The 22,569-nt window shown below is 65.2% G+C and carries 23 protein-coding genes; 14 read left to right on the top strand and 9 right to left on the bottom strand.

All coding sequences use genetic code 11. The features are described from left to right. Positions 1–223: 223 nt before the first annotated feature. The 6 genes from NR193_RS19700 to NR193_RS19675 are packed head-to-tail and all read left to right on the top strand — an operon-like array spanning position 224 to position 7,291. Positions 224–1,084, top strand: coding sequence for a xanthine dehydrogenase family protein subunit M (locus NR193_RS19700; RefSeq protein WP_256752448.1), 861 nt, complete (start codon positions 224–226; stop codon positions 1,082–1,084). Continuing rightward, a complete protein-coding gene (locus NR193_RS19695; protein ID WP_256752447.1) occupies positions 1,081–3,834 on the top strand; it encodes a molybdopterin-dependent oxidoreductase in 2,754 nt (917 codons plus the stop codon). Before NR193_RS19700 ends, NR193_RS19695 begins: the two co-directional genes overlap by 4 nt. Beyond that, a complete protein-coding gene (locus NR193_RS19690) occupies positions 3,831–5,372 on the top strand; it encodes a 6-hydroxynicotinate reductase (RefSeq protein ID WP_256752446.1) in 1,542 nt (513 codons plus the stop codon). The genes NR193_RS19695 and NR193_RS19690 overlap by 4 nt, the downstream gene beginning before the upstream one ends. After that, entirely contained in the window at positions 5,372–6,256 is an 885-nt protein-coding gene (locus NR193_RS19685; protein WP_256752445.1) for a UPF0280 family protein, read from the top strand. The genes NR193_RS19690 and NR193_RS19685 overlap by 1 nt, the downstream gene beginning before the upstream one ends. Beyond that, positions 6,249–6,833 (top strand): amino acid synthesis family protein, encoded by a 585-nt coding sequence (locus tag NR193_RS19680; RefSeq protein ID WP_256752444.1) that lies wholly within the window; start codon positions 6,249–6,251, stop codon positions 6,831–6,833. Before NR193_RS19685 ends, NR193_RS19680 begins: the two co-directional genes overlap by 8 nt. Next, positions 6,830–7,291 (top strand): MarR family winged helix-turn-helix transcriptional regulator, encoded by a 462-nt coding sequence (locus NR193_RS19675; RefSeq protein ID WP_091575693.1) that lies wholly within the window; start codon positions 6,830–6,832, stop codon positions 7,289–7,291. Before NR193_RS19680 ends, NR193_RS19675 begins: the two co-directional genes overlap by 4 nt. Positions 7,292–7,337: 46 nt before the next feature. On the opposite strand, the gene NR193_RS19670 is transcribed toward NR193_RS19675, so the two are convergent. From NR193_RS19670 to NR193_RS19650, 5 genes are all read right to left on the bottom strand, one after another. Continuing rightward, positions 7,338–8,132, bottom strand: coding sequence for an inositol monophosphatase family protein (locus tag NR193_RS19670; RefSeq protein WP_256752443.1), 795 nt, complete (start codon positions 8,130–8,132; stop codon positions 7,338–7,340). 82 nt (positions 8,133–8,214) lie between these two features. Continuing rightward, the gene (locus tag NR193_RS19665; RefSeq protein WP_256752442.1) at positions 8,215–9,216 is read right to left on the bottom strand and encodes an LLM class flavin-dependent oxidoreductase; all 1,002 of its coding nucleotides are present in this window, start codon (positions 9,214–9,216) and stop codon (positions 8,215–8,217) included. Then, entirely contained in the window at positions 9,213–10,046 is an 834-nt protein-coding gene (locus NR193_RS19660) for an arylamine N-acetyltransferase (RefSeq protein WP_256752441.1), read from the bottom strand. The genes NR193_RS19665 and NR193_RS19660 overlap by 4 nt, the downstream gene beginning before the upstream one ends. 70 nt (positions 10,047–10,116) lie before the next feature. Next, the gene (locus tag NR193_RS19655) at positions 10,117–11,286 is read right to left on the bottom strand and encodes an AI-2E family transporter (protein WP_256752440.1); all 1,170 of its coding nucleotides are present in this window, start codon (positions 11,284–11,286) and stop codon (positions 10,117–10,119) included. Positions 11,287–11,400: 114 nt separating this feature from the next. After that, entirely contained in the window at positions 11,401–12,462 is a 1,062-nt protein-coding gene (locus NR193_RS19650; RefSeq protein WP_256752439.1) for an LLM class flavin-dependent oxidoreductase, read from the bottom strand. 222 nt (positions 12,463–12,684) lie between these two features. Between NR193_RS19650 and NR193_RS19645 the strand changes: the two genes are divergently transcribed. Beyond that, positions 12,685–13,113 (top strand): DUF6481 family protein, encoded by a 429-nt coding sequence (locus tag NR193_RS19645; protein WP_091575699.1) that lies wholly within the window; start codon positions 12,685–12,687, stop codon positions 13,111–13,113. An 81-nt stretch (positions 13,114–13,194) separates the two neighbouring features. On the opposite strand, the gene sugE is transcribed toward NR193_RS19645, so the two are convergent. Further along, positions 13,195–13,509, bottom strand: a complete 315-nt coding sequence (gene sugE / locus NR193_RS19640) for a quaternary ammonium compound efflux SMR transporter SugE (RefSeq protein ID WP_256752438.1) — start codon at positions 13,507–13,509, stop codon at positions 13,195–13,197. Between the two features lie 190 nt (positions 13,510–13,699). Beyond that, positions 13,700–13,825: a hypothetical protein gene (locus tag NR193_RS19635; RefSeq protein WP_013528464.1), complete on the bottom strand. Its 126-nt coding sequence runs from the start codon at positions 13,823–13,825 to the stop codon at positions 13,700–13,702. 210 nt (positions 13,826–14,035) lie between these two features. On the opposite strand from NR193_RS19635, the gene NR193_RS19630 reads away from it, so the two are divergent. The 3 genes from NR193_RS19630 to NR193_RS19620 all read left to right on the top strand — a co-directional run bounded on the left by NR193_RS19630 (position 14,036) and on the right by NR193_RS19620 (position 16,483). After that, entirely contained in the window at positions 14,036–14,845 is an 810-nt protein-coding gene (locus tag NR193_RS19630; protein WP_256752437.1) for a transglutaminase family protein, read from the top strand. Between the two features lie 100 nt (positions 14,846–14,945). After that, positions 14,946–15,911 carry a cation diffusion facilitator family transporter gene (locus tag NR193_RS19625; RefSeq protein ID WP_256752436.1) on the top strand — a complete coding sequence of 322 codons (966 nt, stop codon included), beginning with the start codon at positions 14,946–14,948 and terminating at the stop codon, positions 15,909–15,911. A gap of 167 nt (positions 15,912–16,078) precedes the next feature. Further along, positions 16,079–16,483 (top strand): GFA family protein, encoded by a 405-nt coding sequence (locus tag NR193_RS19620; RefSeq protein ID WP_256752435.1) that lies wholly within the window; start codon positions 16,079–16,081, stop codon positions 16,481–16,483. Between the two features lie 6 nt (positions 16,484–16,489). On the opposite strand, the gene NR193_RS19615 is transcribed toward NR193_RS19620, so the two are convergent. After that, entirely contained in the window at positions 16,490–17,758 is a 1,269-nt protein-coding gene (locus tag NR193_RS19615) for a DNA recombination protein RmuC (RefSeq protein ID WP_256752434.1), read from the bottom strand. Positions 17,759–17,861: 103 nt separating this feature from the next. Here NR193_RS19615 and def point away from each other — a divergent pair, with 103 nt between their 5' ends. The 4 genes from def to truA all read left to right on the top strand — a co-directional run bounded on the left by def (position 17,862) and on the right by truA (position 20,731). Next, a complete protein-coding gene (gene def, locus NR193_RS19610; RefSeq protein WP_256752433.1) occupies positions 17,862–18,392 on the top strand; it encodes a peptide deformylase in 531 nt (176 codons plus the stop codon). Between the two features lie 4 nt (positions 18,393–18,396). Further along, positions 18,397–19,332, top strand: a complete 936-nt coding sequence (gene fmt / locus NR193_RS19605; RefSeq protein ID WP_256752432.1) for a methionyl-tRNA formyltransferase — start codon at positions 18,397–18,399, stop codon at positions 19,330–19,332. Further along, positions 19,329–19,838, top strand: coding sequence for a GNAT family N-acetyltransferase (locus tag NR193_RS19600; protein WP_256752431.1), 510 nt, complete (start codon positions 19,329–19,331; stop codon positions 19,836–19,838). The genes fmt and NR193_RS19600 overlap by 4 nt, the downstream gene beginning before the upstream one ends. 131 nt (positions 19,839–19,969) lie before the next feature. Continuing rightward, a complete protein-coding gene (gene truA / locus NR193_RS19595) occupies positions 19,970–20,731 on the top strand; it encodes a tRNA pseudouridine(38-40) synthase TruA (protein WP_256752430.1) in 762 nt (253 codons plus the stop codon). A 203-nt stretch (positions 20,732–20,934) separates the two neighbouring features. Here the strand turns inward: truA and NR193_RS19590 are convergent, their stop codons facing one another. Further along, positions 20,935–22,530, bottom strand: a complete 1,596-nt coding sequence (locus NR193_RS19590; protein WP_256752429.1) for a PEP/pyruvate-binding domain-containing protein — start codon at positions 22,528–22,530, stop codon at positions 20,935–20,937. Between the last annotated feature and the right edge of the window lie 39 nt (positions 22,531–22,569).

Genomic DNA, 22,569 nt, shown 5'->3' with positions numbered 1-22,569 from the left:
GCCGCGGACGCGACCGGACGCAGAAACTTGACCAGATGGCCGGCTGCGTCAACCTCTGGCGGTATAACAAATACGTGCCGGCCGAGCCGCAGCAAACTCCGGCTTTGACAATTCCCGCCGGCTTGATATCATTTGCATACGAATGAATTTAGCCAGTTCCGATGCTGGCAAGGTCTTTCGAAACACCCATTTCTGGAAGGCCCTCTTTTCTGGAAGGTAAAGCGTGATCCGTTACGCGAAACCCACCACGGTCGACGAGGCGCTCGCTCTACTCGGCGAGGGCGCCTGGCGCATCCTTGCCGGCGGCACCGATTTCTACCCAGCGCAAGGCAGCAAGCCCTTCCGCGACAATGTCCTCGACATCAATGGCCTGGCCGAGCTGCGCGGCATCGCCGAGACTGGCAGCCACTGGGTCATCGGCGCGCGCACGACCTGGACCGACATCATCCGCCATCCCTTGCCGCCGGCCTTCGATGCGCTGAAACAGGCGGCGCGCGAGGTTGGCTCGGCGCAGATCCAGAACGTCGCCTCGGTCGCCGGCAATCTCTGCAACGCTTCGCCGGCCGCCGATGGCGTGCCGGGCCTGCTGGCGCTCGATGCCGAGGTCGAACTGCGTTCAGCAGTGGCGACCCGCCACCTGCCGCTGCAGGATTTCATTCTCGGCAATCGCCGCACTGCCCTGCAGGCGAGCGAGATGGTCACGGCAATCCGCGTGGCCAAGCCTGGCGCCACCGGAACGTCGGCCTTCGTCAAGCTCGGCGCGCGGCGCTATCTCGTCATTTCCATCGCCATGGTGGCGGCGCGTCTGGTCGTGGAGAATGGCGCTGTCAGGGATGCTGCCGTCGCCGCCGGTTCCTGCTCCGTGGTGGCCAGAAGGCTTGCCGGCGTCGAGGCCGCCTTGCGCGGACTGGCTGTCGGTCCATCGCTCGCCGATGCGGTCCTGTCCGCGCCGATGGCTGAACTGTCGCCGATCGCCGATGTGCGCGGCAGCGCCGAATACCGGCTCGATGCGGTGCGCGAGATCGTTGCCCGCGCCGTTCTTGCCGCTACAGGGCAGCTAGCAGGCGACAAGGTGGCCGCATGAGTTCAGATCGCGCCGATATCGCCTTCGAAGTCAATGGCGCGGCCATCTCGGTCAACGTGCCCCCGCTGCGCCGGCTGTCTTCCGTGCTGCGTGACGAATTGCGATTGACCGGCACCAAGGTCGGCTGCGACGCCGGTGATTGCGGCGCCTGCACGGTGCTGGTCGATGGCGATCCCGTCTGCGCCTGCCTGATGTCGGCGGCTTCCGCCGCGGAGACGGCGATTACGACCGTCGAGGGGCTCGCCAATGGCCGGCTGTCGGCGTTGCAGGCCTCGTTCCTCGCCCATGGCGCCGCGCAATGCGGCATCTGCACGCCAGCCCTGCTTGTTGCAGCGACTGCGCTGCTGGACGCGAAACCCAACCCGACCGAGACCGAAGTGCAGGATGCGCTGGGCGGCATCCTCTGCCGCTGCACCGGCTACCGGAAGATCATCGCGGCGGTGATGGATGCCTCCTTGCAGGCAGCCGGCCTCGATTTCCGCTTGCCCCAATCCGGCCATGCGATCGGCTCCTCCCCGGTCCGGCTCGACGGCGTGCCGAAGGTCACCGGCGGCGAGAAATTCGGCGGCGATTCCTTCCCCGCCGATGCGCTGGCGGTGCTGGTGATCCGCTCGCCGCATTATCACGCCAGCTTCGCCTTCGGTGACCTCGAGGGCTGGACGAAAGCCCATCCCAGCATCGCCGGCGTGTTCACCGCAGCCGATATTCCGGGAAAGAACTGTTTCGGCGTCATCGGTCCGTTCGCCGACCAGCCTGCACTGGCCGAAGGGTTTGCGCGCCTGCGTGGTGAAGCAGTGGCGCTGGTTGCCGGCGAGCGCGAGGCCATCCTCGATCTGGACCTGTCGGACTTCCCGGTCCGCTGGACCGAATTGCCGCATCTCCTGCAGCCTAGCGAAGCGCAGGCCAGTGGTGCCGAGCTGATCCATCAGAACCGCCCGGCGAACCTGCTCACCTCAGGCTTCGTCGAGCGCGGCGACCCCGAGGCGGCGCTTGCCGGCGCTGCCATCACCGTTTCCGGCGCGATCGAAACCTCCTATGTCGAGCATGCCTATATCGAACCGGAAGCCGGCTATGCTTATCTGGACGGCGACACGCTGGTCGTCGTCGCCTGCACCCAGGCGCCCTATATGGACCGCGACGACACCGCGAAGGTGCTCGGCCTTGCCGCCGACAAGGTGCGTATCGTGCCGACCGCGACCGGCGGCGGCTTCGGCTCGAAGCTCGACGTGTCGCTGCAGCCGCTGATCGGGCTGGTGGCGCTGAAGACCGGCCGCCCGGCAGCGCTCGCCTACACCCGCAACGAATCGATGATGTCGACCACCAAGCGCCACCCCTCGGAGATGAAGGCGACCATCGGCGCCGATGCCGACGGCCATGTCACCGGCATGATCTTTGCCGGCGATTTCAACACCGGCGCCTATGCCAGTTGGGGCCCGACCGTCGCCAACCGCGTGCCGGTGCATGCTTCCGGCCCCTATGCGACGCCCAATTACCGCGCCGAGGGCCGCGCCATCCACACGCATGGTCCGATTTCCGGCGCCTTTCGCGGCTTCGGCGTGCCGCAAGCGACGATCATGCAGGAAACGCTCTACGACGAACTGGCCGGCAAGCTCGGCATGGACCGGCTCGACTTTCGCCTGAAGAACTGCCTTCGGAACGGCTCCGAAACGGTCACCGGGCAGCGGCTGGACTCCGGTGTCGGCATCGCCGAATGCCTCGAATCCTTGCGGCCGCATTGGGCGCGCGCGAACGCCGATGCAGATACATTCAATTCTGCTAATATAAATAAAAGGCGCGGCGTTGGTATCGCTTCCTGCTGGTACGGCTGCGGCAACACCTCGCTGCCCAATCCGTCGACCATCAGGGTCGGCATCTCGCCCTCCGGCGACGTCGTCCTGCATCAGGGCGCCGTCGATATCGGCCAGGGCTCCAATACGGTCATAGCCCAGATCTGCGCCGACGCGCTTGGCCTGCCGCTGGGAAAATTCCGGCTGAAGAGCGCCGACACGGCGATCACCCCCGATGCCGGCAAGACATCGGCCTCGCGCCAGACCTTCGTCACCGGCAAGGCGGCCGAGAAGGCCGGCCGCGCCTTGCGCGAAAAGATCCTGCGCTTTGCCAATGTCTCCGAAAAGGCGTCCCTGCAGCTGGACGGCTCGGCGATCGTCATCCGCGAGGGTGACGCCGCTCGCCGCATCGAGCTTGCCGCTCTTGACGAGGATGCAGATGGCTTCGTCTTCCGCGCCGAGGAGACGTACGATCCGCCGACACTGCCGCTCGATGCCAAGGGCCAGGGCAAGCCTTATGCGGTCTACGGCTACGGCGCGCAGATCGCCGAGCTGGAGGTCGACCTCAAGCTCGGCACGGTGAAGCTGATCAAGATCACCGCCGCGCACGATGTCGGCAAGGCGATCAACCCGCTGCTGGTCGAGGGCCAGATTGAGGGCGGCATCGCGCAAGGCATCGGCATGGCGTTGATGGAAGAATATATCCCCGGCCGCACCGAGAATCTGCACGATTATCTCATCCCGACCATCGGCGACGTGCCGCCGATCGAGACGATCCTGATCGAGGTTCCCGACCCGGAAGGTCCGTTCGGCGCCAAGGGCCTGGGCGAGCATGTGCTGATCCCGACGGCACCGGCGATCCTCAACGCCATCAGGCACGCCACTGGCGTCCTGGTCACCAAGGTTCCAGCGACGCCGACGCGTATCCGCGCCGCCATTCGCGACAAGGAGGCACGCCGATGAGCGAGCTTGCCGAACGCTTCGAAACACATGATCCCGGCGAGAAGCTGGTGGCGGAGAAGATCCGCTGCGATGCCTGCCCGGTGATGTGCTACATCGCCGATGGCCGCACCGGCGCCTGCGACCGCTACGGCAATGTCGGCGGCAGGATCGTGCGGATGGACCCACTGACCATCCTCGACCATGCGGCGGAGACCGGCGCCGCCGTGGTGCCGTTCGTTGCCGAGGGCGAGGCATGGGAGGGCGAACTGATCAACATCGGCCGCCGCTTCGTCACCGCCATCGGTGCGGGCACCACCTATCCCGACTACAAGCCGGCCCCCTTCATCGTCAGCCAGGAGGTGGAAGGCGTCGATCTCGTCACTGTGGTTACCGAGGGAATCTTCTCCTACTGCGGCGTCAAGGTGAAGATCGACACCGACCGTCATATCGGACCCGAAACGGCTATAGTGCGGTCGCAAGGCGAGGCGATCGGCCATGTCACCACGGGCGAATATGGTTCGCAGATGCTGTCGCTGGGCGGCGTGCATCATCTCACCGGCGGCTCCAAGTCGGAAGGCCGCGCCACCTGCGACGCGCTGCTCGATCTGTGCAACCGCAAGCCGGTGGAACTCGCCATCGACGGCGGCGCCACCATCATCGTCGAAGCCGGCAAGCCACCCGTCATCGACGGCAAGCAGGAACACCGTATGCGCGTCGGCTGCGGTTCGGCCACGATCGGCATGTTCGCCACGCAATGGCGCGGCCTCGTCGACGAGGTGGTGGTGGTCGACGATCACATCACCGGCGTCGTTTCCGAGCATCAGGCCGGCAAGGTGCTGGGCTGGCAGGATACCGGGATCAAGATCATCGGCCGCCGTTCTACACCCGGCCGCTATTTCAAGGTCTCCGAGCCCGGCCTCGGCTGGGGCGGCACCAGCATTTCCGATCCGCTGTCGATCCTCGGCGAATGGAACGCCAAGAAGGGCGCGCGGCCCGGCCTGTCGCTGCTGATGGTTTCGACCACCGGCGAACAGTTCGCCTACTACGAACTCGATGACGATCTGAAGCCGGTCCAAAAACCGTTTCCGGAGCGGCTGCAAAAGTCGGTCGGGCTGATCGAGGACAATTGCGAGCCGGCGCTGTGCACCGTGCTGTTCGTCGGCGGCGCCGGCGGCTCGCTGCGCGCCGGCGTCACCGAAAACCCGGTCAATCTCACCCGTTCCGTGCAAGGCCTGACCACTTACGTGACGGTCGGTGGCGCGCCGGTCTATGTCTGGCCGGGCGGCGGCATCACGCTGATGGTCGATGTCACCAGGGTGCCGGAAGGCGCCTTCGGCTATGTGCCGACGCCGGCACTGGTGGCGCCGATCGAATTCACACTGCGCCGCGACGACTACATCAGGCTCGGCGGCTACGAGGCCGAGATCCGCAGCGTCGACGATATCGTTGCCAACGGTGGCGAATATCTCAATCCGCGTCGTGGCACCGGCGCCGAGACCGGCAATCCATGGCCGCCGCTGGCGCAGTTGCGGCGCTCCGGATCGAACGGGGCCGGATGATGAACGGCCCGCAAGCGCACTGGCTGCAGGACGGCAAGCGGCTGCATCTCAACCACGGGCCGATCGACCTGATCGTCGAGGCCGTTGGCGAGGCGCACGAATGCCGCCTCGCCTATGAGCAGGCGGTTGCGCGCTTCCAGACGATCCTGATCGAGCTGGTCGAGGAGCTTCCCGAATTGCGGCTCCCGGCGTTTTTCCTGGCGCCGCGTACCTTCGCGGGCCCGACGGCGCGCCGCATGGAAGCAGCCGTCATGCCCTTGGCGGAATGCTTCATAACACCAATGGCGGCCGTTGCTGGATCGGTAGCCGACGAAATGCTCGCCGCGCTGCTTGCCGGCCGCAAGCTCGATCGCGCATATGTCAACAATGGCGGCGACAGCGCTCTCCATATCGGCACCGGCCAGTCGATGGGTCTGGCGGTTGCCGGCACCGGCAACGGCCTGGCCGACCGGATCACCATTCGCTCAGAAGATGGCGTTCGCGGCGTTGCAACCAGCGGCTGGCGCGGCCGCTCCTTTTCGCTTGGCATTGCCGACGCCGTCACCGTTCTCGCGCGGACTGGCGCCGAGGCCGATGCGGCGGCGACGCTCATTGCCAACGCCGTCGACCTGCCCGGCAATCCCGCCATCAGGCGCGTTCCCGCGCACGAACTGTCGCCCGACAGCGATCTCGGCCCGCGCCTAGTGACACAAGCCGTCGGAACGCTTGCATTTGGCGAGGTCGCACGGGCGCTGGACAATGGCCTTGCCGTCGCCGAAGATTTTCGCCGGCGCGGGCTGATAGCCGGATCGGCGCTGTTTCTTGGCGGTGAGGCCCGCATCAGTGGCTCGGTTGCGCTTGCCGCGCCCAACAAAATCCCAGGGAAGGAAGTTGCCCATGCCTGAGTTTCCGATCCGCAAGATCGCGGTTCTGACCGAAGAGATCTTTCACGATGGCGGGCCAGCGGCCAAGGTGCCGCGCCGGCGCGCCGCCGCGATGGCATTGGTCAAGAACCCGTTCGCCGGGCGCTATGTCGAGGACTTGCAGAGCGCCATGGATGACCTGAAGCCGCTCGGGCTGCTGCTCGCAGACCGGCTGATCGCCGCCTTGGGCGGCGACGCGAAACAGATCGATGGTTACGGCAAGGGCGCCATTGTCGGCACATCAGGCGAGCTGGAGCACGGCGCGCTGTGGCATGTGCCGGGCGGCTACGCCATGCGCGAGCGGCTCGGCGACGCCAAGGCGATCGTGCCGTCGGCGAAGAAGGTCGGCGCCTTCGGCTCGCGACTCGACGTGCCGCTCGGCCACATCAACGCCGCCTATGTGCGCAGCCATTTCGATGCCATGGAAGTCGGCATCAGCGATGGGCCGCGCCCCGACGAGATCCTGTTCTGCCTCGCCATGACCTGCGGCCCGCGCGTGCACGACCGCATGGGCGGCCTGGCGGCCAAGGATATCAAGGCCTGGGACGGGCTGCGGTGAGCGGCGAGGACAATCTGCTCAAACTGGTCGAGGCCGAAGAGCCCGACGAAAATGACTATCGCCTGCAGGAGCAGGTCGGCTTCATCCTGCGCAAGGCGCATCAGCGCCATGTCTCGATCTTCGCCGCGCGTATCGCCGATCTGACGCCGCCGCAATTCGCGGCGCTGGCCAAACTGCGCGACGTCGGCGAGACCTCGCAGAACCAGCTCGGCACGCTGATCGCCATGGATGCGGCGACGGTGAAGGGTGTCATCGACCGGCTGAAGGCGCGCGGCCTGGTCGAGCTCTCCAAGCATGAGGTCGACAAAAGGCGGCTGCTGGTCAATCTGACGGCGGAGGGCCGCGACGCGGTCGAGCGCCTGATCCCGCTGGCCCGCGAGATCACCCAGGAGACGCTGGCGCCGCTCTCGGCCAAGGAGATCGCCACCTTCATGAAGCTGCTGGCCAAACTGGCCTGAGCGGCAGTGATCGATTTCATTCCAGGTTGAGCACGCTGGATCAGGATCAGAGCTTGAACGCCTCCGAACAAAGCTCCTGCAGCTTCCAAAAGACACCCTTGCCCCCCGATATCACCAGCGTTCCGCTCTGCAGCACCGTCTTCGGATCGGGCTTGACGATTTTGCCGCCGGCCTCCTCGATCAAAAGCATGCCGGCCAGGCAATCCCAGGCGTTCATGTGCTCTTCGACATAGCCGAGCAGCCGGCCGGCAGCGACATAGGCAAGCATCAAGGCACCGGACGCGTTGCGGAAGAAGACGCCGCCATCGGCGAGGAGCATGCGGATCAGCACGGCGACATGTCCGGTTTCCGCCCGGTTTGAGAATCCGGTCCCGACAGATCCTTCTGCCAGGCTGGTGGCCGCGCTTGTCTTGATCGTCTTGCCATTGACGAAGGCGCCGCCGCCGAGCCTGCCGTGGAAGGTCTCGCCGGTCGACGGCTCGTGGATGACGCCAACCACCGTCTCTCCGTCCCTGGCGCAAGCGATCACCACGCACCATGCCGGGATGCCGCGCACGAAATTGGCGGTGCCGTCGATCGGGTCGATGACCCAGACATCGCCGGTCGAGCCGGCGACCGAGGCATGTTCCTCGCCGACGATGCCGTCTTGCGGATAGTCCTTGGCAATGGCGGCGCGGATGAACAGTTCGACCTCGCGATCCGCTTGCGAGACGAGGTCCTGATGACCCTTGCTCTCGATGGTCAGGCTGTCGAGGTCGCGGAAGTATTTCAGGCCGAGTTCGCCGGCCCGCCGCGCCAGATCGATGGCGAATTGCATGCGTGCGTCGAGATCATATGTCACCGGAAAGCTCGCTCTTGCCTATGGATGCACCGCACTTAGCAGAGCATCGATGTCCGCAAAAGCGCTTGGCGGCCGATAAATTTCAGGCCGCCTGCGACAGCGATTTGTGGGCTTCGGCCAGGATCTCGAACGACCGCACCCGAGCCGCATGATCGAAGATCTGCGCGGTGACCATCAGCTCATCGGCGCCGGTGCGGCGGACAAAGGCATCGATGCCTTGCCTGACCGTTTCCGGGGAACCCACGACGGCGCAGGACAGCGCCTGGTCAAGCATGGTCCTGGCCATCGGATCGAGATCGCGGTCATAGTTCTCGACCGGCGGCGGCAGTCTTCCGGGCCTGCCGGTGCGCAGATTGACGAAGGCCTGCTGCAACGAAGTGAACAGCAATCGCGCCTCGGCATCGGTGGGCGCGGCAAAGACGTTGAGGCCGAGCATGACATGCGGCTTGTCGAGCTGGTCCGACGGCTGGAAGCGCGAGCGGTAGATATCCAGCGCATTGTCCAGTTCCGCCGGCGCGAAATGCGAGGCGAACGCATAGGGCAGGCCAAGCATGGCGGCGAGTTGGGCGCCGTAGAGGCTGGAGCCGAGAATCCAGATCGGCACGTTCTGGCCCTCGCCTGGCACGGCGCGGATGCGCTGGCCTTCCTCGGCCGGCTGGAAATAACCCATCAGTTCGACGACGTCCTGTGGGAAATTGTCGACCCCGGCCTCGAGGTTGCGGCGCAGCGCCCGCGCAGTGCCCATGTCGGTGCCGGGCGCCCGGCCAAGGCCGAGATCGATGCGGCCCGGATGCAAGGCGGCCAGCGTGCCGAACTGTTCGGCAATGACCAGCGGCGAATGGTTGGGCAGCATGATGCCGCCGGCGCCGACGCGAATGGTCCTGGTGCCACCGGCGACATGGGCGATGACGACCGCGGTCGCCGCGCTGGCAATGCCCGGCATGTTGTGATGCTCGGCCAGCCAGTAGCGCTTGTAGCCCAATCGCTCGGCATGGCGGGCAAGATCGAGCGAGTTGGCGAGCGACTGCGAGGCATCGCTGCCTTCGACGATCGGCGACAGGTCGAGGACGGAAAGGTCTGTCATGCGTTGATCTCCACGATGTTCTTTTCGCGCAGCCTTGCTTCGAAGGCGGCGCGGTCGGGAATGACGATGCCGAGTTGGCCCTGCAGCGTGTCGGCGAGTTCGGCTTCAGTGGCTATTTCCTTCTGCTCGCTGCGGCCGCCAATGTGGTGGATCGACAGGCGATTGCCGCGCAGTGCGTAACGTTTGTCCGGCAGGGCGCGCGCGGCGAGGATCGAAGAGAGGAAATGCGATGTCGGGTGGGTCGACAGGAAGTAGTTGGTGACGGAATAGTCGACCTCATATTGCGGCTGCAGGTCGAAGCGGTAGAGCGAGCGCCAGTCGCCGCCGATGGCGGCCTGCAGTCGAAAATGATCGTCCGTCTCGACGATGCGGAAGGTCTCGTGCGGGGTCGTCTGTTCGCGGCCCGGCTCGAGCAGCAGCGGCGCGGTCAAGGTCAGGCCGCCGAAACCGACATCGGCGATGACGGTGCGGCCGTCGAGTTCGACGCTCAGCAGCATGTGGCCGCGCGCGGTGATGGCGTCTTCGCGCTGGCCCCAAAGCACCCGCGCGGCAAGGCCGCTGACCTGAAAGCCGAGTGCCCTCAGCGCATGCATAAAAAGCAGATTGTGCTCGAAGCAATAGCCGCCGCGACCGCCGGCGACGATCTTGTCCTGCAACGAGGCGAGGTCGAGCCGAACCGGCCTGCCGAGGAACGGATCGATGTTCTCGAAGGGGATGGCCTGCGGATGCATGAGATGCAGCGCCTTGAGCGTGTCCAGCGACGCATCCCTCGAACCGGCATAGCCGATGCGCGTGAGATAGGCGTCGAGATCGAAGGAAGCATCGCTCATGAGGCAGGCACCGGCATTGACTGGCCGGATATAGGCATTCGATCCGGGTGCCGCAAACACGGGCCGCCGATTATGCGGAGGCCTTGCCGCCCTCCTCGGTCGGTTCCTCCACAACCACCACGGTCTGCTGCGCGGCGAGAAAATTGCCGACATGGCTGAGCCCGTCGAAATGATCGCAGAACACCTTGATGACGACCAGCAGCGGCACCGCCATCAAGGCGCCGACGAAGCCCCACAGCCATGACCAGAAGGCGATGGCAATGAAGATCGCCACGGCGTTGATCTCGAGGCGCCGGCCGACCACCATGGGTGTGACGAACTGGCCTTCGACGATATCGCACAACAACACGAAGGCCGGCGCCAGCAGCGCATAGGAGATGGTGTCGAAGCTGATCAGCGCCATGATCGCGACAAGCACGATGGTCATCAATGCTCCGACATAGGGCAGGAAGTTGAGCAGCGCCGCGGCCACGCCCCAGACCAGCGGATTGGGCATGCCGAGCGCCCACAGGCCGAGTCCTATGACGGTGCCGAGGCCGACATTGATGATGGCGACGGTGAGCAGGTAATGCGAGATTTCGCGCTCGACGTCATAGACGACGCGCAGCGCCCGCTTCTTTTCGCTGAGGCTGGCGAAGGACTGGATGATCTTCTCGTAGAACATCGTGCCGGAGGCGAGCAGGAACAGCGACAGCACGAAGATGATGGTGAGGCTTGTCCCCGCCGACAGGATGTTGCTGGCGGCCGCCGACAGGATGCCGGATTGCGCCACCGCCACTTTCTGTATGCCCGGCTCCTGCGAGGTCTGGGTCATCTGTTCGACCTGGTGCGAGATCTGCATGATCCGCTCGAGCGGACGCCGCAATTGTGCCAGCCGCTCGGTGAGCTGCTGGCCGATCGACGAGGTGTTGTTGAGGAGGTCGATGACCGGGCCGCTGAGCAGGTAGCCGGCGCTGGCGAAGACGCAGATCGACAGCAGCACCAGAAGGGTCGCCGAAACCACTTCGGGAATGCCGCGCTTGCGCAGCAGCCGGACGATCGGCGTCAGCGTCAAGGCCAGCAGGAAAGCCAGGATCACCGGCATGAAGAAGGCGCGGGCGAAGTAAAGCGCATAGACGGTCATGAACACGAAGATGCCGACGAGCAGCGAACGCATCAGATGCGTGTCCGCGCGTGCCTCGACGCGCGGATCCGGCTCATCGGCAACGCCTGCGCCCGAAGCGGCGGGTTCGGCTTTCATCGTGGTCCCTCGGCGGCGCACCGCAATTGGTGCAGTCCGTCGACGGAAAACGCCGACGCGGCATCAAGGTTCCGTTAGCCGGCATTGCCCCGCGATGAGGGTCCTGCCGTCGGTTTATACGGCAGGCGCTGTCACGGCCGGCGCGGATTTCGCCGTTTCCTTGCGCACGATCGGCGCCACCCTGGTGCCGTAGAGTTCGATCGCCTTCATGATCTTGGCGTGCGGCATGACGCCGATCGCCATCTGCAGCAGGAAGCGATCGTTGCCGAAAATCTTGTGCTGGGCGACGATCTTCTCGGCCACCTGCTCTGGATTGCCGACGAACAGTGCGCCGGTGGGACTGCGCGACTGGTCGAAATGCGCCCGCGACGTCGGGCCCCAGCCGCGCTCGCGGCCGATGCGGTTCATCACCTCCGCCTGGGGGCCATAGAAATCATCGGCCGCCTGCTCCGTGGTTTCGGCGATGAACCCGTGCACGTTGATGCTGGTGGCGAGGCCCGCCGGATCACTGCCGGCACGCCTGGCGGCCTCACGGTAAAGGTCGAACAGCGGCGCGAAGCGCGCCGGCTCGCCGCCAATGATGGCGAGCGCCAGCGGCAGCCCGAGCGCGCCGGCCCTCGCCGCCGACTGCGGCGTGCCGCCAATGGCGATCCAGACCGGCAGCCTGTCCTGGAACGGCCGGGGATAGACGCCGCGGTCGTTGATCGGCGTACGCAGATTGCCGGACCAGGTGACCTTCACCTGATCGCGGATGGCGAGCAACAGGTCGAGCTTCTCGGCGAACAGCTCGTCATAGTCCTCCAGATTGTAGCCGAACAGCGGGAAGGATTCGATGAACGAGCCGCGCCCGGCCATGATCTCGGCGCGGCCGCTCGACAGAAGGTCGAGCGTGGCAAACTGCTGGAAGACGCGAACCGGATCATCGGAGGACAAGACGGTGACCGCGCTGGTCAGCTTGATGCGCTTCGAGCGCTCGGCGGCCGCGGCCAGCGCCACCACCGGCGCCGAGGCGGCATAATCGGGCCGGTGATGCTCGCCGAGACCGAAGACGTCGAGGCCGACCTGATCGGCCAGTTCGACCTCCTCGATCAGATTTCGCAGCCGCTCATGCGGGCCGATGGCGCCGGGGCCCGGCTGTGGGCTGACGTCGGCGAAGGTATAGAGACCGAGTTCCATGTCATGTCATCCTGATGTTGGGCTTTTCGGAGTAGAGGTAGCGATCGGCCCCCTTCGTCGCCAGAGGGGCGGACGGTGAACAGTGCATGTCCCGGTTGGGCCAAAAAGCCGTCTCCCGGCTGCAACAACCCAGAATTTCATGGCTGGCATACCGATTTGGCGCTTGAACTCTTGGCATTCGCGCGTATGTAAGCCTCGCGAATTGACTTCAGGGAAGTGGACTTGGCTATCTACAGGGAAAAAGATATTTTCGAGCGGCGCAATGCCGCGAACGAGGCAAAGAAGGCGCTTCTGGAGCGCTTCAAGTCAAAGCCGGCGGCAGATGACCCTGCGGTGCAGGCACGACAGGCCGAACGCAAGGCAATCCTCGAGGCGCGCCAGATACGCGAGGCCGAGAAGGCAAGGCTGAAGCAGGAAAAGCTGGCACGCGAGGCGGTCGAGAAGGCCGAGCGCGAGGCAGCGGCTGAAGCGGCACGTATCGCGGCCGAAGAAGCGGCACAGGCGGAGGCCAAGATTCGGGAAGCCGAAGAAAACGAGCGCATCGCCCGTTTGCTGGCCGACGAAGCCGAACGCAAGGCCAAGCGCGACGCGCGTTACGCGGCGCGCAAGCAGCGCACCGGCAGAACGCCTCCGGGCTTCTCCGCCCGCTAGCGCCTTCACGGCCAAGCGCCGAATTGACTTGGGATCAGGGTCGCCTTGCAGCGGCCCTGAAAGCGTTTGCCTTGAAGGGGCTCACGCCGCGAACTTCAACCCCATGATGCCGCAGACGATGAGCGCGATGCAGGCCAGCCTGATCGCGGTGGCCGGCTCACCGAGCAGCCAGATGCCGAGCAGTGCGGTACCGACAGTGCCGATGCCGGTCCATACCGCATAGGCGGTACCGACGGGCAGCACCTTGAGCGCCAGGCCGAGCAGGGTGAGGCTGACGATCATCGAAGCCACCGTCAGGACAGTCGGGACCAGCTTCGAGAAACCGTCGGTGTATTTGAGGCCGATTGCCCAGCCGATCTCGAACAGGCCGGCAAAAAACAGCAAGATCCACGACATCGGCAACGCTCCATCCGAGCATCGGACCGATGCTCGATCAAGGAATGGCGGGGCGTCCCGGCCTGATTTCGGGGGAGCGCGAGGTCGTCCCCGCCACGCCAATATGGGAATTTCGCGTGCCCGATCAACAACGGCCGGCGACATGACAATGTTGCCGGCCGTCATCCTGTCCAAAGCGGATTGGCCGGACTTACTTGTCCTTGAGCTTCATCGCCTTGACCGGCGGCGCCTTCAGGGCCGGAGCCGGGGCGGGCTTCTTGGCGTCCTTCTTCGGCTTGCGGGCTTCCTTGCCTGCCTTCATCGCACCTTTAGCCATGATTCGTTCCTCCGATTGTGGGAAGCGAAGTGAAACAAGAGAACCGCCCGACTGCAAGGGGCTGCTGCCGCTCGTTTGCGCCGGCCCTCCGCTGTCAACCGGTTTTCCCCTCGTAAAGCGGTTCGGACCATGCCATGCTGTTTGTCGCACTGCAGCATCAGCTTGGGTTTTCGCCCGGGCGACTGACAGGGCAGGCTGGTCAGGACAACAATGCGAATCCACATCGGCTGCGAGATGAGCTTCGACTTTCCGCAGGAAACGCCGCTCATCGCGATGCTGAATGTCCACTATTCCCGCGCATCCGATCTCGAGCGGCCGGATTTCCTGACCTCCAACCCACCAGTGCCGATCGAAAGCTATCGCGACAGCTTCGGCAACTGGTGCAACCGGTTCGTCGCCCCGCCCGGACGCTTCACTTTCGGCACCGACGCCGTGATCCGCGACCCCGGCACCTTCGAGATGGGCGACCTGATGGCCTGGCAGCACGAGGTGCGCGACCTGCCGTCGGACACGCTGCTGTTCCTGCTGCCCAGCCGTTTTTGCGAGAGCGACCTGCTGGCGAGCGAGGCGTGGCGGTTGTTTGGCCACACGCAACTCGGCATCCCGCGCGTGCAGGCGGTCTGCGACTTCGTCCACAATCATATCGTCTTCAGTTACGGCAATGCGCGGCCGACGCGCACCGCGGCGGAGGCCTATCGCGAGCAGAGCGGTGTGTGCCGCGACTTCGCCCACCTTGCCGTTACCTTCTGCCGGGCGCTCAACATCCCGACGCGCTACTGCACCGGCTACATCAGCGACATCGGTATGCCAAAGCCCTGGTCGAGCATGGATTTCGCCGCCTGGATGGAGGTCTATCTCGGTGGCCGCTGGCATGTCTTCGACCCGCGCAACAATTCGCCGCGCATCGGCCGCGTCCTCATCGCCTCCGGCCGTGACGCCGCCGACGTGCCGCTGACCCATATCTTCGGGCCGGGCACGCTCGCCGGCTTCAAGGTGTGGACCGACGAGATCGTCGAGTAGGCAACTACCCTGAACGACTGGCCGGTTCGTGCGTTGTTGATGGCTGTGGAGCTTCGACAGGGGCTCCGCTAAGCTCGGAGCTCCAACAGGACAACACACGATGGCCGGTCATGGCGGATCGAAAAGGGTCATCTACGCGGCGCTTGCCGGCAATCTCGCCATCGCGCTGACCAAGTTCGCCGCCGCCTTCTTCACCGGCAGTTCGGCGATGCTGTCGGAAGGCGTGCACTCGCTGGTCGACACCGGCAATGGCGGGCTGCTGCTCTACGGCATGCACCGTGCCGCCCGCCCTGCCGACCCGAAGCATCCGCTCGGCCATGGCCGCGAACTCTACTTCTGGAGTTTCATCGTCGCCCTTCTCGTCTTCGCGCTCGGCGCCGGCGTGTCTTTCTACGAAGGCGTCATTCATATCATGGCGCCCGAACCGGTCGCCAACGCCAAGGTGAACTATATCGTTCTCGGCCTGTCCTTCCTGTTCGAAGGCAGCTCCTGGCTGGTGGCGCTGAAGGCGTTCCGCCAGCAGAAGGGCAAACAGGGCTGGCTGCAGGCCGTGCAAGCGAGCAAGGATCCAAGCGTCTACACGGTGCTGTTCGAGGATAGCGCCGCCCTGCTCGGCCTGATCGTCGCCTTTGCCGGCATCCTGGCGGCGGAGCTCCTCGAGATGCCGCGGCTCGACGGCGCCGCCTCGATCGGCATTGCCCTGATCCTTGGCGCGACGGCGATCTTCCTGGCGCGTGAAAGCAAGGGACTGCTGCTCGGCGAGCCGGCCTCGCCAGAAGTGCAGAGGAGGGTTTTGGCCATCGCTCAGCAAGATCCGGCGGTGCAGCGGGCGAACGGCATATTGAGCGTCCATATCGGCCCGGAGGAAATCGTCGCTGGCCTGAGCATCGAATTCGAGGATCATCTGACGGCGCCGGAGATCGAAGCCTGTGTCGAGCGCCTCGAGAAACGGCTGAAGACAGAGATGCCGGAGATCATGCGGCTGTTCGTCAAGCCGCAGACCACGGGCACCTGGGAACAACGGCGCAAACTGATCACATCCGCAGCCGATCCGGCTCTGGACTAGAGCCTGTTCCATCCCGATGGAATCGGGATGGGGCTCTATCTCTTGGTTTGAGCATGATCTTTCCCGAAAACCGGATTCCACTTTTCGGGATCATGCTCTAGCGCGGTGCCGTTGCCTCGCAGCCTTGGCCCGCTATGATCCATAGGGTGGATTTTGGAGGAGCGGCGATGAAGATCGACGGCGGATGCCATTGCGGCGCTATTGCTTACGAGGCGGAGGTCGACCCGGAAAAGACCTCGATCTGCCACTGCACGGATTGCCAGCAACTCACCGGCACGGCCTTTCGCGTGACGGTTCCGGCGCCCGAGAATCATTACCGGATCACCAAGGGTACGCCGAAAATCTATACCAAGACCGGGGCGAGCGGCGCCAAGCGCGCCCAGGCCTTTTGCGCCGACTGCGGTTCGCACCTTTACGCCACGTCGGTCGGAGATGGTCCAAAGGTCTATGGAATTCGAGTGGGAACCGCGCGGCAACGCGAGGATTTGATCCCTACACAGCAGAAATGGCACCGCTCGGCGCTGCATTGGCTGCCGGAATTTCAAGGCATGACCATCGTGGAGGAGCAGTAGCGCCGCTCAGTCGTCGCCTTCGACAACCCTCAGCCTGAGCTGTCCGGTCTTCGAATCGGCGACGCGAGCGCCGCCTTCGGCTTTCGCGAGGGGTGCCGACGAAGCCGCGCCCGTGCCGTCTTCCGCAGGCTGCACGCCGAACTCCAGCGCCTCGATCTTCTGGCCGCGCTTGGTCACCTTCGACGTCGAGACGAGGATATCGTCGATGTCCTTGGCCGACTGGCCGAAATGGACCTGCAATTTGCGCACCCGCTCGTCGACACGCGCGACATCCTCCATCAGCCGGATGACTTCGCCCTGGATCAGGTGCGCCTGTTCGCGCATGCGGGCGTCCTTGAGGATCGCCTGGATGACCTGGATCGACAGCATCAGCAGTGACGGCGAAACGATGACGATGCGAGCGCGGTGTGCCTTGTGGACGATCGCCTCGAAATTCTCGTGGATCTCGGCAAACACCGATTCCGACGGCACGAACATGAAGGCGGTGTCCTGCGTCTCGCCCTGGATCAGGTATTTTTCCGATATGTCGCGGACATGGATCTCGATGTCGCGGCGGAAGGCCTGCGAGGCGGCCTTCTGCAGTTCGACGCCATCGGCGGCGCGGATGGCATTCCAGGCCTCCAGCGGGAATTTGGCATCGATGGCAAGCGACGGCGCGCCGTTCGGCATCTTGACCAGGCAATCGGGCCGGCTGCCGTTGGACAGGGTCGCCTGGAATTCGTAAGCGCCATGCGGCAGGCCGTCGGCAACGATCGCCTCCATGCGCGACTGGCCGAAGGCGCCGCGCGTCTGCTTGTTGGAGAGGATCGCCTGCAACTGCACGACCTGACCGGCGAGCGACTGGATGTTGCCTTGCGCGACATCGATGATCGCCAGCCGCTCCTGCAATTTGGCCAGGCTCTCATGCGTGGATTTGGTCTGCTCGGTCATGGTCTGGCCGAGGCGGCCGGTCATGGCATCGAGACGCTGGCCGATCGACTGCGTCAGTTCCGCCTGCCGTGCCCCGAACACCTCGGCGATGGCGCCCATGCGGCCCTGCATCTCGGCCTGGCTCTGCAATATGCCGGCCATCCGCGCCTCGGCGTCGCGGGCATGGTCGGCTGCTTCCGCGGCTGCCACGGCGCGCGCCTTGGCCGACCGCCACAGCGCGATGACGAGCGCCACGAACAGGCCAAGAAACAGCAATACGGCGAAAGCCAGCGCATGGCCGAGCGTGATCGTGGTGGCGCCAAGCCGGGCGACGGGCTCCGAAAGGATTGATGTCAGGTCATTCATGTGGACAGCATAGATGATTCGGCATGTCGGCACAGATCAAAACGTGAACGCGAACCAGGCGCCCCGGTTGACGCTTTTCGCTGGACGTCTTACGTGGAACGCCATGCCTATCAAGCCGCTCATCATCCTTCCCGACCCCATCCTGCGCCAGGTTTCCAAGCTGGTGGAGCGCGTCGACGCGCCCTTGCGCAAATTAGCCGACGACATGCTGGAGACCATGTATGACGCGCCCGGCATCGGGCTGGCGGCGATCCAGATCGGCGAACCGCTGCGCATGCTGGTGATCGATCTCGCCAAGGAAGACGAAACACCGGCGCCGCACGTCGTCATCAACCCGGAAATCCTGGAGAGCGCCGACGCGCGCTCCGTCTACGAGGAAGGCTGCCTGTCGATCCCGGACTACTACGCCGAGGTCGAACGTCCGGCGGCGGTGCGGGTCAGGTATCTCGACCGCGACGGCAAACTGCAGGAGATCGAAGCCGAGGGGCTGATGGCGACCTGCCTGCAGCACGAGATCGACCACCTCAACGGCGTGCTGTTCATCGACCACATCTCGAAGCTGAAGCGCGACATGGTGGTGAAGAAATTCAAGAAGCTCGCCAGGGACAAGGCGCCGGGCAAGCTGGTGGGATAGGGGAATGCCCCTTCGCGTCATCTTCATGGGCACGCCGGAGTTTTCGGTCCCGACGCTGCGCGCGATCGGCGAGGCCGGACATGAGATATCGGCCGTCTATACGCAACCGCCGCGCGCCGCCGGACGGCGCGGGCTGGAGCTGACGCCGTCACCGGTGCAGCGCGAGGCGGAGCGGCTTGGCGTCGAGGTCCGTACGCCGGTGTCGCTCAAGGGTGAGGCCGAGCAGGCCGCTCTCCGCGCCCTGCGGGCCGATGTCGCCGTGGTCGTCGCCTACGGTTTGCTGCTGCCGAAGGCGGTTCTTGAGGCGCCGCGGCTCGGCTGCATCAACGGCCATGCATCGCTGTTGCCGCGCTGGCGCGGGGCCGCACCCATCCAGCGCGCCATCATGGCCGGCGACCGCGAAACCGGCATGATGGTGATGCGCATGGAAGAAGGGCTCGACACCGGGCCGGTGGGAATGGTTGAAAAATGTGCCATCGAACCCGATATGACGGCCGGCGACCTGCATGACCGGTTGATGGGCGTTGGTGCCGCACTCATGGTGGAAGCACTGGCGCGGCTGGAAAGGAACACCCTGATATTTGCCCCCCAAGCGGTGGAAGGGGTGACCTACGCCAAGAAAATCGATAAATCGGAGACTCGCGTGGACTGGAATCGCTCGGCGACCGAGGTCCACAATCACATTCGTGGCCTGTCGCCCTTCCCCGGTGCGTGGTCCGAGATTGAAATTGGCGGCCGCCCGGAGCGGCTGAAACTGCTTCGCTCGGTGCTTACGCAAGGCGCGGGCGAGTCGGGAGGAATTCTCGATGACCGGCTGACGGTCGCCTGCGGGGCAGGCGCGATCAGGCTGGTCGAAGTTCAACGGGCGGGCGGAAGGCCCGCTGCCGCGTCGGAATTCCTGCGCGGGGCCAAGATCGAAAAAGGAATGAAATTCTCATGAGCATGATGTCGATACGCGCGGCGACGCCGCGGGATCGCGAGGCCATCCGCCTCGTCGAGGAACACGCTTTCGGCCAGCAGGCGGAGGCCGGGCTGGTCGACGCGCTGGTGACCGGTGGCGACGCCGTTGCCGAACTGGTGGCGGAAGAGGACGGCCAGGTTGTCGGCCACATCCTGTTTTCCCGGCTGTTCGTCCGCAATGGCGGCAAAAGCTTTGCGGCCGTGGCGCTGGCACCGTTGGCGGTGGAGCCTTCGTTCCATGGCAGCGGCATCGGCGGCGCGCTGATCCGCGAGGCGCATATCCGCCTCAGGGATGCCGGCGAGACGCTGGCCGTGGTGCTGGGCGATCCGGCCTATTACAGCCGTTTCGGCTACAGCCACGCACGCGCCGAAAACTTCGAGAGCGAGTACCAGGGCGAGGCGCTGCAGGCGCTGGCTTGGGGCGAGGCGCCGGAAGCCGGCAGGCTGGTCTACGCCTCGGCCTTCGGCTCGGCACTCGCCGCGTAAACGGCAACGGCCCTGGAGCCGGATGATTTCAGGTCGAATCGACCTGAAATCTGAATCCGCCTCTAACCCAACGAGAAAGAGCATGATGTCGTCCGAAAACCGCTTCACACTTTTCGGCATCATGCCCTAGCATGCCGCGTTTTCGCCTCGACATCGAATATGACGGCAGCCTCTACGCTGGCTGGCAGCGCCAGGCCAACCAGCCTTCGGTGCAGCAGGCGATCGAACTGGCGATCGAGAAATTCTGCGGCGAGCAGGTTTCCCTGCGCGGTGCCGGCCGCACCGATGCCGGCGTTCACGCCACCGGCCAGGTGGCGCATGTCGATCTCGTCAAGGCATGGCCAAACGACAAGGTGCGCGACGCCGTCAACGCGCATCTGCAGATGGCCGGCGACCGTATCGCCGTCCTCAAAGCGGCGGCGGTTGCGGACGGGTTCGACGCGCGCTTCTCGGCGACGGGCCGCCACTACATCTATCGCATCGTCAACCGCCGCGCGCCGGCGGCGCTCGACAAGGGCAAGATGTGGTGGGTGCCGAAGCGGCTCGACGCCGATGCCATGCACGAGGCGGCAAAAGTCCTGCTTGGGCGGCATGACTTCACCACCTTCCGCTCGACACAATGCCAGGCCAACAGCCCGATCAGGACGCTGGAGCAGCTTGACGTGAGCCGGCGCGGTGACCTGATCGAGGTGAAGGCTTCGGCGCGCTCCTTCCTGCACAACCAGGTGCGCTCGATGGTCGGCTCGCTCAAGCGCGTCGGCGAAGGTGGATGGACCGTTGCCGACCTGAAAGCCGCGCTCGAGGCGCGCGACCGCGCCGCCTGCGGCCAGGTGGCGCCGCCCGATGGGCTGTTTCTCGTCGGCGTCGACTATCCGGAGACCGACCAAAGCTGAGCGACGGCGGTATCGGTGAGGATCACGTCCTACCCGATCAGCCGTCGGCCGCCTCGGGCGTCAACGCGAGCTTGCGTTCCACTTCCTGTGCCAACACCATAGGCCTCCGAGGTCCCAATCGCAGGCCGGCGCGACTGCTGATACGTTTGGCCCGGCAATCCGTCCGATGCCTGCCAAGGGCGAGAATGTCACGATCGACCAAATCAGGCGAGACACAGACCGGTTGATGCAGGGCCAGACTTTCTTTCATCCCTTGTCGCGTGCAGTCGGTCGAGCCGCTGCAGCAATTCCGCCGGCACCTGCTCGGCGGTGCGCGATGCGCCCGCGAAAATCGTGCCGCTGTTGCCGTCAAGGGTGATCACCCCTCCGGGATCGAGCCATGTGTCACCGAAACCGATCCGGTCACTCGATTCGTCGATACGCATTGCCTCGCAGCCGACGAGGCAGACCTTGCCAAGCTGCCGCGCCACCACGGCCGCATGGGACGTACGCGCGCCGTGCCGGGTGAGCAGGCCCTGCACGCGCTCGAGCAGTGCAATGTCACCGGTCTCGGCGTTCTGCCGTGCGAGGATCGCCGGTTTGCCTTCCGTCTCAAGCGCCGCGACCTGTGCATCGTTGAGGGCAACCACGCCGCTGACAACTCCGCTAGAGGCGGTCGCGGCATGGCCGAGCACCGTCGGCGCCGCGCCGTCCTCGGCCACGATGATGCGCGTCGTCAGCGCCGCGGCGTCGAGGCCGGCGGTGCGAAGGCAGGCGGTTTCCCGGTCGATCAACCCTTCCTCCGCCATGTCGAGGGCGATCCGGGCGGCAGCCTGCGGCGTACGCTTGCCTTCGCGGGTTTGAAGCAGGAAGAGCTTTCCGTCCTCGATCGTGAACTCGAAATCCTGCATGTCGCCAAAATGCCGCTCGAGCGCCGTCGCCGCCTCGACCAGTTCCTCCCAGACGCGCGGCGCGATCGCCGCCAACCGGTCGTGACCCTGCGCGCTGCGCCGGCCGCTGACCACATCCTCGCCCTGCGCATTGAACAGGAAATCGACCCAGGGGGCGGGATTGCCGTCGCTGGGGTTTCGAGTGAAGCCGACACCGGCCCCGGACAACCCGCCGGCATTGCCGAACACCATGCGCTGGACCGTCACCGCCGTGCCCATGCCATGGCTCAATCCGCGCATCTCGCGGTAGGCGACGGCCTTGGGGCTCGACCAGGACCGGAACACTGCCGCGATCGCCGCTTGCAGCTGCACGACCGCGTCCTGTGGGAAGGCTTCGCCCGCCGACCGCCGATAGGTCTCGAGGTGCCGTTGCGCGAGATCGCGCAGCGCGGCGAAGTCGAGCATACGCTCTTCCTCGCCCAGCCGCACGGCGTCGAGATCGGCCTCGAAGTCGGCCGCGTTGACACCCGCCACCACCTCGCCGTAACCGGCGATCAGGCGGCGATAGGCGTCCCACGCCAGCCGCGGATTGCCGGTCGACCGGATCAGTCCCGGCAGCGTCGCCTCGGTCAGGCCGATATTGAGCAGCGTCTCCATCATTCCCGGCATCGATACCGGCGCTCCGGAGCGGACCGACAACAGAAGCGGTCGGCGCGGATCGCCAAAGCCAAGGCCGGTCGCGGCCTCGAGCCGGACGAGTGCATCGTGCCAGAGTGCGGGTGTTGCCGTCTCTGGATGGGCGCAGAAGCCGGTGCCCAGCACGAAGGCCGGCGGCACGTTCAGCCCGAGCGCCGCCATCCGTGCAAGGTTGTACGCCTTGAAGCCCATTGTCTCGGGCGAAGCCGCTTTTTCCAGCGGCTTGCCGGCCACGATCAGACCAAGCTCAGCCGAACCGTCTGGCGGAGTGCT

This window comes from Mesorhizobium sp. Mes31 (genome assembly GCF_024519675.1).
GTDB lineage: Bacteria > Pseudomonadota > Alphaproteobacteria > Rhizobiales > Rhizobiaceae > Mesorhizobium.
This window is presented reverse-complemented; position numbering and strand designations above follow the sequence as displayed.

Coding starts and splice junctions, on each gene's coding strand:
- NR193_RS19695 (WP_256752447.1), top strand. CDS start 1,081: ATGAGTTCAGATCGCGCCGATATCGCCTTCGAAGTCAATGGCGCGGCC.
- NR193_RS19690 (WP_256752446.1), top strand. CDS start 3,831: ATGAGCGAGCTTGCCGAACGCTTCGAAACACATGATCCCGGCGAGAAG.
- NR193_RS19685 (WP_256752445.1), top strand. CDS start 5,372: ATGAACGGCCCGCAAGCGCACTGGCTGCAGGACGGCAAGCGGCTGCAT.
- NR193_RS19680 (WP_256752444.1), top strand. CDS start 6,249: ATGCCTGAGTTTCCGATCCGCAAGATCGCGGTTCTGACCGAAGAGATC.
- NR193_RS19665 (WP_256752442.1), bottom strand. CDS start 9,216: ATGACAGACCTTTCCGTCCTCGACCTGTCGCCGATCGTCGAAGGCAGC.
- NR193_RS19660 (WP_256752441.1), bottom strand. CDS start 10,046: ATGAGCGATGCTTCCTTCGATCTCGACGCCTATCTCACGCGCATCGGC.
- NR193_RS19655 (WP_256752440.1), bottom strand. CDS start 11,286: ATGAAAGCCGAACCCGCCGCTTCGGGCGCAGGCGTTGCCGATGAGCCG.
- NR193_RS19650 (WP_256752439.1), bottom strand. CDS start 12,462: ATGGAACTCGGTCTCTATACCTTCGCCGACGTCAGCCCACAGCCGGGC.
- sugE (WP_256752438.1), bottom strand. CDS start 13,509: ATGTCGTGGATCTTGCTGTTTTTTGCCGGCCTGTTCGAGATCGGCTGG.
- NR193_RS19635 (WP_013528464.1), bottom strand. CDS start 13,825: ATGGCTAAAGGTGCGATGAAGGCAGGCAAGGAAGCCCGCAAGCCGAAG.
- NR193_RS19630 (WP_256752437.1), top strand. CDS start 14,036: ATGCGAATCCACATCGGCTGCGAGATGAGCTTCGACTTTCCGCAGGAA.
- NR193_RS19625 (WP_256752436.1), top strand. CDS start 14,946: ATGGCCGGTCATGGCGGATCGAAAAGGGTCATCTACGCGGCGCTTGCC.
- NR193_RS19620 (WP_256752435.1), top strand. CDS start 16,079: ATGAAGATCGACGGCGGATGCCATTGCGGCGCTATTGCTTACGAGGCG.
- NR193_RS19615 (WP_256752434.1), bottom strand. CDS start 17,758: ATGAATGACCTGACATCAATCCTTTCGGAGCCCGTCGCCCGGCTTGGC.
- def (WP_256752433.1), top strand. CDS start 17,862: ATGCCTATCAAGCCGCTCATCATCCTTCCCGACCCCATCCTGCGCCAG.
- fmt (WP_256752432.1), top strand. CDS start 18,397: ATGCCCCTTCGCGTCATCTTCATGGGCACGCCGGAGTTTTCGGTCCCG.
- NR193_RS19600 (WP_256752431.1), top strand. CDS start 19,329: ATGAGCATGATGTCGATACGCGCGGCGACGCCGCGGGATCGCGAGGCC.
- truA (WP_256752430.1), top strand. CDS start 19,970: ATGCCGCGTTTTCGCCTCGACATCGAATATGACGGCAGCCTCTACGCT.